Annotated in this window: 15 protein-coding genes and 1 pseudogene; 1 reads left to right on the forward strand and 15 read right to left on the reverse strand. The window is 48.2% G+C overall.

Features of this window, described 5'->3' with window-relative positions:
- Positions 1–13: 13 nt before the first annotated feature.
- The 3 genes from NFS31_RS22060 to NFS31_RS22070 are packed head-to-tail and all read right to left on the reverse strand — an operon-like array spanning position 14 to position 2,567.
- Entirely contained in the window at positions 14–898 is an 885-nt protein-coding gene (locus NFS31_RS22060; protein ID WP_251500044.1) for a radical SAM protein, read from the reverse strand.
- 19 nt (positions 899–917) lie between these two features.
- Positions 918–2,105, reverse strand: a complete 1,188-nt coding sequence (metK, locus tag NFS31_RS22065; RefSeq protein WP_251500046.1) for a methionine adenosyltransferase — start codon at positions 2,103–2,105, stop codon at positions 918–920.
- A gap of 51 nt (positions 2,106–2,156) precedes the next feature.
- Positions 2,157–2,567, reverse strand: a complete 411-nt coding sequence (locus NFS31_RS22070) for a YwiB family protein (protein ID WP_251500048.1) — start codon at positions 2,565–2,567, stop codon at positions 2,157–2,159.
- 186 nt (positions 2,568–2,753) lie between these two features.
- Between NFS31_RS22070 and NFS31_RS22075 the strand changes: the two genes are divergently transcribed.
- Positions 2,754–3,128 (forward strand): winged helix-turn-helix transcriptional regulator, encoded by a 375-nt coding sequence (locus NFS31_RS22075; protein WP_251500050.1) that lies wholly within the window; start codon positions 2,754–2,756, stop codon positions 3,126–3,128.
- A gap of 195 nt (positions 3,129–3,323) precedes the next feature.
- Here the strand turns inward: NFS31_RS22075 and NFS31_RS22080 are convergent, their stop codons facing one another.
- The 12 genes and pseudogenes from NFS31_RS22080 to NFS31_RS22135 form a co-directional block, all read right to left on the reverse strand.
- Entirely contained in the window at positions 3,324–3,644 is a 321-nt protein-coding gene (locus NFS31_RS22080; protein WP_251500051.1) for a hypothetical protein, read from the reverse strand.
- Positions 3,641–3,889, reverse strand: a complete 249-nt coding sequence (locus NFS31_RS22085) for a hypothetical protein (protein ID WP_251500052.1) — start codon at positions 3,887–3,889, stop codon at positions 3,641–3,643. The genes NFS31_RS22080 and NFS31_RS22085 overlap by 4 nt, the downstream gene beginning before the upstream one ends.
- Positions 3,890–4,100: 211 nt before the next feature.
- Positions 4,101–4,361, reverse strand: coding sequence for a hypothetical protein (locus NFS31_RS22090; protein WP_251500053.1), 261 nt, complete (start codon positions 4,359–4,361; stop codon positions 4,101–4,103).
- Positions 4,362–4,880: 519 nt separating this feature from the next.
- Positions 4,881–4,995: pseudogene (locus tag NFS31_RS28040) on the reverse strand (phage tail tape measure protein); the annotation flags it as partial.
- A gap of 143 nt (positions 4,996–5,138) precedes the next feature.
- A complete protein-coding gene (locus tag NFS31_RS22100; protein WP_016229186.1) occupies positions 5,139–5,711 on the reverse strand; it encodes a hypothetical protein in 573 nt (190 codons plus the stop codon).
- 262 nt (positions 5,712–5,973) lie between these two features.
- Positions 5,974–6,312 (reverse strand): hypothetical protein, encoded by a 339-nt coding sequence (locus NFS31_RS22105; protein WP_251500056.1) that lies wholly within the window; start codon positions 6,310–6,312, stop codon positions 5,974–5,976.
- Positions 6,313–6,425: 113 nt separating this feature from the next.
- Positions 6,426–6,770, reverse strand: coding sequence for a hypothetical protein (locus NFS31_RS22110; protein WP_251500058.1), 345 nt, complete (start codon positions 6,768–6,770; stop codon positions 6,426–6,428).
- A gap of 544 nt (positions 6,771–7,314) precedes the next feature.
- Positions 7,315–7,644 carry a hypothetical protein gene (locus NFS31_RS22115; protein ID WP_160259851.1) on the reverse strand — a complete coding sequence of 110 codons (330 nt, stop codon included), beginning with the start codon at positions 7,642–7,644 and terminating at the stop codon, positions 7,315–7,317.
- Positions 7,645–7,682: 38 nt separating this feature from the next.
- A complete protein-coding gene (locus NFS31_RS22120; RefSeq protein WP_150838527.1) occupies positions 7,683–8,048 on the reverse strand; it encodes a hypothetical protein in 366 nt (121 codons plus the stop codon).
- Positions 8,049–8,173: 125 nt separating this feature from the next.
- Positions 8,174–8,716 carry a DUF3879 family protein gene (locus tag NFS31_RS22125; RefSeq protein ID WP_150838526.1) on the reverse strand — a complete coding sequence of 181 codons (543 nt, stop codon included), beginning with the start codon at positions 8,714–8,716 and terminating at the stop codon, positions 8,174–8,176.
- A 16-nt stretch (positions 8,717–8,732) separates the two neighbouring features.
- Positions 8,733–9,356 carry a DUF6033 family protein gene (locus tag NFS31_RS22130; RefSeq protein WP_251500060.1) on the reverse strand — a complete coding sequence of 208 codons (624 nt, stop codon included), beginning with the start codon at positions 9,354–9,356 and terminating at the stop codon, positions 8,733–8,735.
- Between the two features lie 91 nt (positions 9,357–9,447).
- On the reverse strand, positions 9,448–10,233 hold the full coding sequence (locus NFS31_RS22135) for a hypothetical protein (RefSeq protein ID WP_251500061.1): 786 nt from the start codon (positions 10,231–10,233) through the stop codon (positions 9,448–9,450).
- Between the last annotated feature and the right edge of the window lie 84 nt (positions 10,234–10,317).

Consider the following 10,317-nt stretch of genomic DNA (forward strand, 5'->3'; position numbering starts at 1 on the left):
CCCCATCCCTCCTTTACAGATGCCGCAGGTTCTCACGGTATCTCCTGAGTTCCGTTTCGTCCACGGAACCGATGACCTCATCCAGCCACTTGATCATCCTGTTCCTGTCCTTCGGCAGATGTCCTTCCACGTTGACGCAGTTGGACGCGCCCATAGTGGCAAAATAGGTATCAATGGTAAGTCCTTCTATCAGCATCCGCAGCTCGTACAGCTTCTCGATCTCTGTTTCCTCCGCCCAGTTCCCGGCCTGGATCTCCTGGTACAGCTCCGAGGAAGGGTAGATGGTCAGCATGGACGAAACAATGATCTTCGGGTGGATCTGGTTGAACACCTCTGCCGTGTTCTTCACCCCTTCCTCCATGTGCCCGGAGCCGTAGATTCCTGCAAGGTAGAAGAAATTGTAGTCCATGCCCACTTCGTCCAGGCGCTGACACTCCGTAAGGATTTCCTTTACCCCAAAGCCCTTGTGCATGAAGGACAGGGATCCCTCGTCCCCGGCCTCCACGCCGATGGTGAGGCTGTTGTACCCCGTTTCCCGCAGTTCCCTCAACTGCTCCGTGGTCTTCGGCGTGATGTCCGTGATGCGGGCAAAACAGCCGATGGACTGCACTTTGGGGTAATATTTCTTTACCAGCCCCGCCAGAGTTTTCAGCTTGTCGAAGCTCAATACAAAGGGATTGGCCCCGGTGAAGAACACCCTCTTTGCGTTCCGGTAATAGCGGCTCATTTCCTTCAGGTCCGCCTCCACCTCTGACAGTGGGGACATCCTGAACTTGAACGGCACGTCCTCATAGAGCGTGCAGAATTTACATTTGTGGTGGGTGCAGCCTGCCGTCACCTGGATCAGTGCGCTGCACGCCTCATAGGGCGGTCTCCATATCGTTCCTGTGTAATGCATAAGTCATCTCTCCTTCCGTTCATTCACCCATCTTTGCCAGCGCCCCACGGAGCGCCGCTGCCTTGTCCGTCCATTCCCAGGGGAGCTGCAGGTCTTTGCGCCCAAAGTGCCCGTATGCCGCCGTGGGACGGTAGATCGGCTTCTGCAGCCCCAGCCCCTTGATGATGGAGGACGGACGCAGGTCAAAGTGTTCCTCCACCAGCTCCAGTATCCTGTCATCGGGGACCACCCCTGTGCCGAAGGTGTCCACCGATACGGAGACCGGCTTTGCCACGCCGATGGCGTAGGCTATCTGTATCTCGCAGCGGCGGGCCAGCCCTGCCGCCACAAGATTCTTTGCCACATATCTGGCGGCATAGGAGGCGCTCCGGTCAACCTTTGTTGGGTCCTTCCCCGAAAATGCGCCGCCCCCGTGCCTGGCGGCCCCGCCGTAAGTGTCCACCACGATCTTCCTGCCCGTCAGTCCGGTGTCCCCCTGGGGGCCTCCTATCACGAAGCGTCCGGTGGGGTTGACCAGGTATCTGGTGCCTTCGTCCATCAGGCATTCCGGGATCACCTTGCGGATGACTTTCCCGATGATGTCCTGCTCGATGGTGTCATGCCCGATCTCCGGGAGGTGCTGCGCGGACACTACCACGGCATCCACCCGTACCGGCCTGCTGTCCTCATATTCCACCGTCACCTGCGCCTTCCCGTCCGGCCCCAGGTACGGGATGTCCCCGCCTTTCCTTGCCTGGGCAAGTTCTCTTGTGAGGGCATGGGCCAGATAGACCGGCATGGGCATCAGCTCGTCCGTTTCGTCCGTGGCATACCCGAATACCATTCCCTGGTCGCCGGCCCCAAGCTCCTGCTTCTTGCTCCCCCGGACCTCCAGCGCCCGGCTGACACCCTGGGCAATGTCCGGTGACTGGCCGTGGATGGCGGTGATCACTGCGACCGCGTCCGCATCAAACCCGAAACGGTTGTCCCTGTACCCAATTTCACGGATCGTATCGCGGGCAACTGCCTCAATGTCGATCCCCTCCAGTCCCCCGGCTGATACCTCCCCCATGATGAAGACTGCCCCTGTCGAGGCGAACACCTCGCAGGCCACCCTTGCATCGGGCTTTTTCCGAAGGACTGCATCCAGGATGGCATCTGCGATCTGATCGCAGAGCTTGTCCGGGTGTCCTTCCGTTACGGATTCCGAAGTAAATAGTTTTCTCATATGTGGTTCCTCCTTGTCGTATGATCCAGGACGGGGCCAGCCATTCCGTCCTCACTTTATGCGGACGGACAGGATGTTTTGTGAGAACAGGCGCCCGCCTTCGTACAGCCGGTATTCCAGCCGTGCCTCCAGGCCGTTCCCGTCCGCCTCCATGGTGCAGCTCTCCGTCTCCGCCAGAAAGCCAATCTCCCCAAAGGGCGTCCGGTAAAGGGCCTTTGTCCTCTCCCCCGGCATGAACCGGAAACTGCCGGAGATAGCACCGCTCCTGTCAAGCCTTATCTCCGTTTGTGACAGGAACAGGAGATTGTCCGTGACATTCCCATGTTCATCCAGTTCCCGGTAGCTGACCTGATATCCCCCGCCCTGGGGTGAGCAGATCCCTGTCGTCCTTGTCAGGATTGCTTCTGGCCCGCCCCCTGCATCCAGGATGCCCAGGACGGAAACCTGAACGTCTTTCCTCATCCCTTTCGCCTCCGTTCAAGCACAGTCTAAAACGAAAAAATGGATATAACAAGTACTGTCTTTTAATGGTCCTGGACGTATTTTTGACACCTGGTATCTTTTGAAAAACCGGTATTTAAAAATACACTATCTTGATAACAGGCGCAAAATACGGTATAATTTCCCCATGTAAAGGAGGTCTTTTCTATGGCTGACAACAAATTTTCCCGCAGCCAGAGCCTGATGGCAAGCTGCGTCCCGATGACCACCCTGCAGTCCATCCTCGGTGGAAAATGGAAGATTCTCATTGTGTGGTATATCGCTGTATATAAGGTCCAGAGGTTCGGGGAGCTGCAAAGGAGGATCGGAGACGAGATCACGAAGTCAACGCTGACAAAGCAGCTCCGGGAACTGGAAAACGATGGCTGGATCAACCGCCAGATTTACCAGGAGATACCGCCCAAGGTGGAATATACCCTTACGGAGCTGGCCGAGAGCTTCGTCCCCATCCTGGAACAGATGAAGGAATGGAGCGAAGTACACCTGTGCCGTTCCAGGCTTGCACCGGAAGAAGAAAAGTAGGGTATCCATGTGTATTGCTAAAAATCCGTACAGAAAAGACGCTTCACTTGCTCTGGCAGCCGTCTTTCTTCATTGGTATACAATAAGGGAACCAGCCTATCCCTGCCGGTTCCCTTTTATCGTTTGTGCTTTATTGGTTTTCTTCGTATGGTTCAGATATATAAAGAACCACTTATGCAATAAATCCCGCATGGTTTACTTATCCATGAAGTCCCAAAACTGCTTATAATCCAGATAGCCCTTCAGATTCCCGGCATCATACTGTGTCTGCATAGCATCCTTTAAAACGCTGATCCAGTCATTCATCCCGAACAGGTCATCATGTGTCCTATTGTCAGCACCGTGCTGATTTGCCCCTGCCCTGATAACAGCGGACTGTGCGCCCGGACATTTCCAGCTTGCCAATAAGTGGCTGGAATATGCAAACATATCAATATAGTCACTGCCCGTTGTATCAACTTTTGACACATCCACCATGCGTTCTGTTACATTTCCGTCTTTATCCCATACCTTCACCTTATATACCGGGTTTGCAGGTCAAAGTCCTTCGGCTGATAGACCGTAAGGGAATAATCCGCCCCGCACATTGAGCCGATTGCCTTTCCGTCCTTATCGTTTGAAATATGTAACTCAAATGTGCCGCCGGATGACTGTGCTGCCGGAACCATGTTGCACATCTGGTCGATGTAATTCCTTCTTGTCCTTCTCGTTTCATACCCTGCTGCCGGGTATCCTGCTGCTCCTATTCCATTAACATTCATTTCCTTTCATCCTTCATTATTTTTAATATTGCGGCTCCTCTGTCGGTCAGAACCGCTCCTGTTCTCTCGTGATAAGTCCGAGCAGTTTATTTCTCCATGCAAAAAACTTTATTTACGTTCCACGGTCAAATTCCATACCGACCTTCACCTCCTCTCCCTGCTCCCCCAATCTGTCAGAAAGCCGGGGATGCCTGCCCTGTCAGGCTGTAGCTTATTGGGGATATTCGTCTATTGGCTTTATTTCCTTTTTCATCTTTTTTCGGATGATTAGCTTCGCAATAATCGCCACCGTCACAAAAATAAGCATAACTATGCCATAAACAAAAATACTTGTGTACCACGGTGCTGATTGCATAGTATATAAATCAGGGTGTTTTTTATAATCCCAAAATACATTTATTCCACATCCAATGAAAACTCCTACAAAAGAACCGATTGTTATATTTGTAATTTGGTTCAGCTTTTTTAACATCCCAAATACCTCTCTTATCACAATTATATTCCCCAATCTGCCGGAAAACCGGGGATGCCTACCCTGTCAGGCTGTGGCTTATTGGGGATATTGCTTTTCCGTAAGGCTCGGAAACTGGCATCTATGAACACAATACCCCTAAAAGTGACTTATACCTTTCCGTTTCATTTTTTATATCTTCGGCAGTGACACCATAATACAGATATATCTTTTTAAACAGTTTCCTTAACTGCTTCATGGTTTTCTTATCTCCGCTGAATGAGCCATCTATCACCTGCCAGACAGTTTCCACCCCTATCTGCATCATGCAGTTTTCAGGACACTTAATTGCATATATATGGAAATCTACGGGGAAGATATCATCTGCAATTTCCGCTGCCATCTTCTCCCGCTCCTGTACCTGCTCCCAAAATGCTTTCAAGGCTTCCACATCCTCACCTTCGGGCGGCTCCAAGTCCATCAGCTCCCCAAGCAAATCCGGGCGGTGGCGCATTACAAGGGATGCCTTTAAGCACTTTCTCTGCTGTGACTGCGTGGTGCGTATCTCCCCGTTTACCCCTTTCAGCGCGGCGGTCAGCTTTGTGGTGTCGCCGCCGATCTCCACCGTAATGCCCTGTATCCTTGACGCTCCCACCCAAAGCACCTCCCCACGAAAAAAGGAAGCCAAAAGGCTCCCTGAAAAAATGCGTAAAAAAAGACACCTGCTGTTATGGCAAGTGCCTATGTAAGAATTCTATTCTGTTTTTCTGCTGTTGTATCAGCCCTGCAAATGAGAAGTTATCTTTTTCTATCGCTTAAAATTTTTTCATTGAATCTATCAAGAAATTCTTTGGAATTGACCCATGTAAGACTCCCATCCTCATTTGTGAAATCATAACCAGACAATTCATATAATGCAGTTGCACAAATATATTCATACATTCCCGCATTCGGACTTTTGTAGATAATCCAATATAACGGCTTCATAGCCGACTCACCCATATTCAGCACTTCATTATATTGTTCACTGTCAAATACCCTTGTCCAACCTTCAGTTATCACTATTTCTGGATTTTCCCGCTCTGCTTCGACTTCTTCTTCAACTAATGCTCGAAGTTTCGTAGCAACTGCTTCTAATACTTCTGCATCTAAATTTTCCAAATAAAGTTCCTCATTAACTCCATCCTCTGTAATTTCAAGCCAACTCAAAGAATCTGTTTCAATAATTTCCTGCGATTCAATATGTTGATTTTTAGTTTCTTCTACCTGCTGAGTTGTATCAGCAGAAATATCTTCAACATCTTTATGGTTACATGATGTTATAAGGAATAAAAAAATTATAATACCAATCATTGAAGTAATCTTTTTCATGAATGTTTTCCTCCGATAAATTGCGACTTGTAAGTCATACTTACAGCCCTTTTCCACTACCAATCATAGCAGAAAAAGGCTGTTTTTCAATCAAAATGCGTCATATGCGGCCTGATCAGCCAGTACAGCGTAGGAAAAGGAATCATTGCGGCTCTCACAGTACATATCATTGATTAATCCTATTGAAAGCAGTTCCAAGTCAGCCATCGAAAGCCCTAGCTGCACACACCGCAGAAGGAACAGCGGCGTGGTCATTTCCCGCTCAGTTGGGCGAAGTTTTTTTAGCCTCCACATCCGTTTTCACGTTCAACCCCCACAGTTCTATCAATTGCGGCAGGACTTGGTATATCGAAAAGGTGTTGAATCCGTCCAGCCATTCATCCACTTCACCCGGTATCTGCGGGTCTGCGTGTTTCGCCATCGTATAGGCGATATTCTCGAACATCTCCAGAGAGAATAAATCGAGGTTGGAGTTTTCCTCATCCCCCTCACCGATACTCTTCTCCAGAATCCGCAAATCCTTATAAATGTCACGCTGGAACTTCAAGCGGTAAATCCTCGGTATCGCCGCCGATGCCTTCGGGCATTTCACCTTTTCCATTGACCACCGCCTCCCCGCACTGATATTTAATAAGGGAACCAAACATGAAATATTCCTGCTTGGTTCCCTTTTATCATTTGTTCTTTATTGTTCTTTTTCCCATGAGAATCAACCTACGCATTGTTCTTTGAACGCTTGTCAAGCTCCTTTATGTATTCATCAAATGTGTATATCTTATCTTCTCCCGCAAAACGGAATCGTGCCCTTGTCCCTTCTATGCAGGTCGCCTTTACCATATCAGAAACGGACATTTTCTTGCTCTGGTTGCTCTGCACCTGCTTATCAACCGATTGCATAAGTTCCTCTTTCGTCCAGACCTTTCCGACAAAGGAAGGCGGCGTCTGAGATGCCATCCCCATAAATTCCCGGTCAAAACTCTGTGTCCCGTCCTGTACCTGACGCACCTTTGCTTTTCCTGCTGCCGGGTATCCCGTTGCTCCTATTCCATTTACATTCATTTTCTTAATCTCCTCCATTATTTTTGTCAGCCCATCTGTCGTTCAGAGCCGCTCCCGCTCCCTCATAATAAGTCCGAGCGGTTCATTACCTCCATGCAAATATGCCTGTTAACCTCCCCGACCAAATTCCATACCGGCCTTCACCTCCTCTCACTAATCTGCTGAGAATGCCTGCCCTGTCCGGTGCGACTTTGGCGACCTCGCTTTTGCGCAGGGCGAGGAACTTATTCCCCATATAGACATCCTGTTATCTTCTCCCGGAGGGAATCGGACAGTTTCCATTCCTGTTTGGATGATGCCTTTCCCGTTGTGGTGCTTTTTGCATGATGACTTTTTGCTATTCCTGTTATATCCATTTCAATCGCCTCTCTCTGTTTTGTCAAAATGCCGGAGATACCTGCCCTTTGGCTTGTCCGGCTGTGGCTTATCGGGGATATGCTACCGTAGCAGACATCCCCATTACTGTACCATCAATAAGCGAATATTCCGAGGATAATACATGCATAAGGAAATACACCCATTAAAAATAATCATTTCGTTTCTCTTAATAATACCATCCTAATATCACAAATTCCGGTATTCCAACACTCATCTCCGCTTTTTTTAAACTATAAGAAACATCTTCAAAACTAGTTTCTGTATCATTTGTTAAAACAATAAATGTAACCTGCGAATCTCCTTCAATTCCAGAAACCTCAATCTTATGCTCGTAGATGTTGCCTTCATAGGTATACGTCCCATTATCATTAGTTATATAGTGAACATCTAACTCTTCAAATGAAGATTTCGTTCCGTTTGTTGTAGTTCCACAACCACAAAAAGCACCTGTGACGATGAACACAAGCAAAATTGCATAGCAAATTTTGATTTTCATGTTATTAATCTCTCCTTGAAATATTGGGTAATATTCTTTTATTTTTCTGATGGTGATACAATCCACTGCATATAAGCCCATTGCAATTTTGTCATATCTATCGTGTTTTCATCAATAGGTGTTCCACATTCCTGATATACATAAATATCAGAGGGACTGTCATGCCCCATGAGAGCATACATTTTACACCCTTCCAGTCCAGTGTCATTTGCCTGTTCTTTCGCCAATTCTCCAATGTATTCATAACCATCCGGCAACTCATCCACCGGCATATAGGAGGCTACATAATTCTTATCATGTAGAATAAGCATAGGCGGTAAATCACCGCTTGAGACAGCTTCACTGCTCCCGCATCCATGCAGAAACATTATTGCAATAAGTAAAAACGAGAATAATTTTTTCATAATGTTACAAAAACCTCCATCATTTTAATATTATGGTTCCCTTCTCCCGTTCAGAGCCGCCCCTCACCTCCGGGCAGACCGCAGAGGCAAAGCATTATGCGCCTCTGCGGAATAGGGTGTAAAGGTTATATCTGTATATCCAGCCCTTTTGCCTCTCCTGATACCGTTGATATGATACCTTCATCCGCAAAAATCTCATCCAGCACATCAGACGGAATCGGCTTGCCATATGTCCAGCCGGGTACTTTCTCCTTTACGGCACTGGCTACCTTGTTCGCAAAATTTACCTTCATCTGCCCCAAAGTCCAAGAGGTGGCAGAACGGTCTTCCTTCTTTACCGTTTTCAGGTAATCATTTATGGCCGCACTATATCTTTTCTGCTCTGCCTCGTTATCGCCCGACATACCGTTATACTTATAAAACGCATCCTTCACATTATTATAGACAAACTGCTTCATCTCATCTGACACAGGCATGATCCTTTTTCGGTTACTGCCCTTTGTTATCACCATGCCTTCCACGCCATGCGAATTTTTGTAATGCCCGGTAAGCAAATCCTCCAGCGTATTCCTGCCACCTGCACTGGAACGCCTTGCCCCGGCAAAAGGTGTATTTGTCCTGCCAGATAAGAGCTGCCAGATTCCCTGGCTGTTATTTCCTATACGCATGATAAAATCCCTCCTTCTATATGGTCAAATCCAACTGTGCGCCTTTGCCTTCTTCCTGCAGTTTCACGGGCGCATCTGCTTTCGTCCTGATCTTCTCCAGCAGCTTTTCCAGCGTCTCCGCCTTTTCCAGCCTCTTTTCTTTCAGGGCTTCTTCCTCTTTCTTCTTTGCCCGCTTTTCCTCCAACTGCTCCTGCATTGTTTTTTTATAGGATACAGACTGGTCTTCTTTGGACGGTTTATGCCTGCTGACGCTCCAATAGGTGACTTTCCCATCTTTGTCTATGGCTGTGCCGCAGGCCACCATCTCATTTCCATGTGCCTCAATCCCGTCTTTCATAATCTTCGCTGATTCCGGCACTTCGGCAATATACTTTTCATACTTTGCCGCTGCTGCCGGGTCAGAAGCCATCTGTTCGATAATATTAGACGCAATGACTATGTTATTGCCGCCGCTGCTCCCAAACATATAAGCATCTTCCTGTTTCCCATTCTTGAAGTCTGCCACCGTTATGTTCACGTCCGGGTATTTCTCTTTCAGACTATTCAAGTAAGCCTGCGAATCCCCATTGAGGGAACTGTTCCCATTTGTCCTGCCCGCCGCATATGTGTTCGTGTAATCCGTTACTCCTGAAATTGCCATAATAATCATCCTCCTTCTTATTTTACCTGCGGCCCCTCTGTCATTCAGGGCCGCCCATGCCCCCTTGCGGTAAGTCCGGGCATGATCTTCCTTACTTCAAAATGCCCGCCACCTCATATGCGGCAATCGAAACCGCCTTTTTGGTCATACTGTCCTTATAATATCTCTCGTCTGCTTCCTGCTCCATCAGCCTGCGTTTCAGGGCGCTTTCCTCGTTCAGACGGGCATATTCCTCACGCCTTTTTTTCTTTGCCGCCTGCTCCGCCTCGAACTGGCGCTGCTCTTCTTCCGTAGGCCCGGATATGTTACCACCGCCCCCTGTTACACGATATTTTTCAATTTCTCCATTTTCATCAAGTGAGATCAACCATGAACATACCCTGCCTGGTCTGACAGAGGTTGCTGTATATGTGGTTATAAAATTTTCAACATTTGCCATTACCCTCTTAGCCAGTTCAGGATCATTCTTCATCTTTTCTTCTAATTCCGGCGGTACAATAATCGACTTCTGCCCTAATGTAGAATTCCACCGTGACTGTACCTGCGGACTGGTTGCTTCCGGCTCAGCCCCTGTTGGCTTCCAGTTTGTTACGGATGTATCGGTATCATCCCGAAAGAATTTTTCAAGAGGGAAATCGTTCCTGTCCCATGCTCCCTGCGATATTGCCGAACCGTCCATTACATGGTAGTACGCTCCGGGATACCTCGCCTGCCACATATCCTTAAAACTCATTCCCGATACATCCGACTGCCCCGCCGCCTTTGCCGCCGCAAGCTCCGCAAAACTCACGCCTCCACTCTTACCAGCCGCTGCATTCTTCCGGTACTGCCCCGCCAGATAGTACCCTCCCAATTTACCTGTCACTCCGAAATCCATCTTCCTCTCTCCTAGTATAATAATGGTGTAGTCAAAAATGACTACTGGTTAACAGTTACAACGTCCAATCTAATAAATCTATAT

The sequence above is a fragment of the Otoolea muris genome (assembly GCF_943193115.1).
Classification (GTDB): Bacteria; Bacillota; Clostridia; order Lachnospirales; family Lachnospiraceae; genus Otoolea; species Otoolea muris.

Coding starts and splice junctions, on each gene's coding strand:
- NFS31_RS22060 (WP_251500044.1), bottom strand. CDS start 898: ATGCATTACACAGGAACGATATGGAGACCGCCCTATGAGGCGTGCAGC.
- metK (WP_251500046.1), bottom strand. CDS start 2,105: ATGAGAAAACTATTTACTTCGGAATCCGTAACGGAAGGACACCCGGAC.
- NFS31_RS22070 (WP_251500048.1), bottom strand. CDS start 2,567: ATGAGGAAAGACGTTCAGGTTTCCGTCCTGGGCATCCTGGATGCAGGG.
- NFS31_RS22075 (WP_251500050.1), top strand. CDS start 2,754: ATGGCTGACAACAAATTTTCCCGCAGCCAGAGCCTGATGGCAAGCTGC.
- NFS31_RS22085 (WP_251500052.1), bottom strand. CDS start 3,889: ATGAATGTTAATGGAATAGGAGCAGCAGGATACCCGGCAGCAGGGTAT.
- NFS31_RS22090 (WP_251500053.1), bottom strand. CDS start 4,361: ATGTTAAAAAAGCTGAACCAAATTACAAATATAACAATCGGTTCTTTT.
- NFS31_RS22100 (WP_016229186.1), bottom strand. CDS start 5,711: ATGAAAAAGATTACTTCAATGATTGGTATTATAATTTTTTTATTCCTT.
- NFS31_RS22105 (WP_251500056.1), bottom strand. CDS start 6,312: ATGGAAAAGGTGAAATGCCCGAAGGCATCGGCGGCGATACCGAGGATT.
- NFS31_RS22110 (WP_251500058.1), bottom strand. CDS start 6,770: ATGAATGTAAATGGAATAGGAGCAACGGGATACCCGGCAGCAGGAAAA.
- NFS31_RS22115 (WP_160259851.1), bottom strand. CDS start 7,644: ATGAAAATCAAAATTTGCTATGCAATTTTGCTTGTGTTCATCGTCACA.
- NFS31_RS22120 (WP_150838527.1), bottom strand. CDS start 8,048: ATGAAAAAATTATTCTCGTTTTTACTTATTGCAATAATGTTTCTGCAT.
- NFS31_RS22125 (WP_150838526.1), bottom strand. CDS start 8,716: ATGCGTATAGGAAATAACAGCCAGGGAATCTGGCAGCTCTTATCTGGC.
- NFS31_RS22130 (WP_251500060.1), bottom strand. CDS start 9,356: ATGGCAATTTCAGGAGTAACGGATTACACGAACACATATGCGGCGGGC.
- NFS31_RS22135 (WP_251500061.1), bottom strand. CDS start 10,233: ATGGATTTCGGAGTGACAGGTAAATTGGGAGGGTACTATCTGGCGGGG.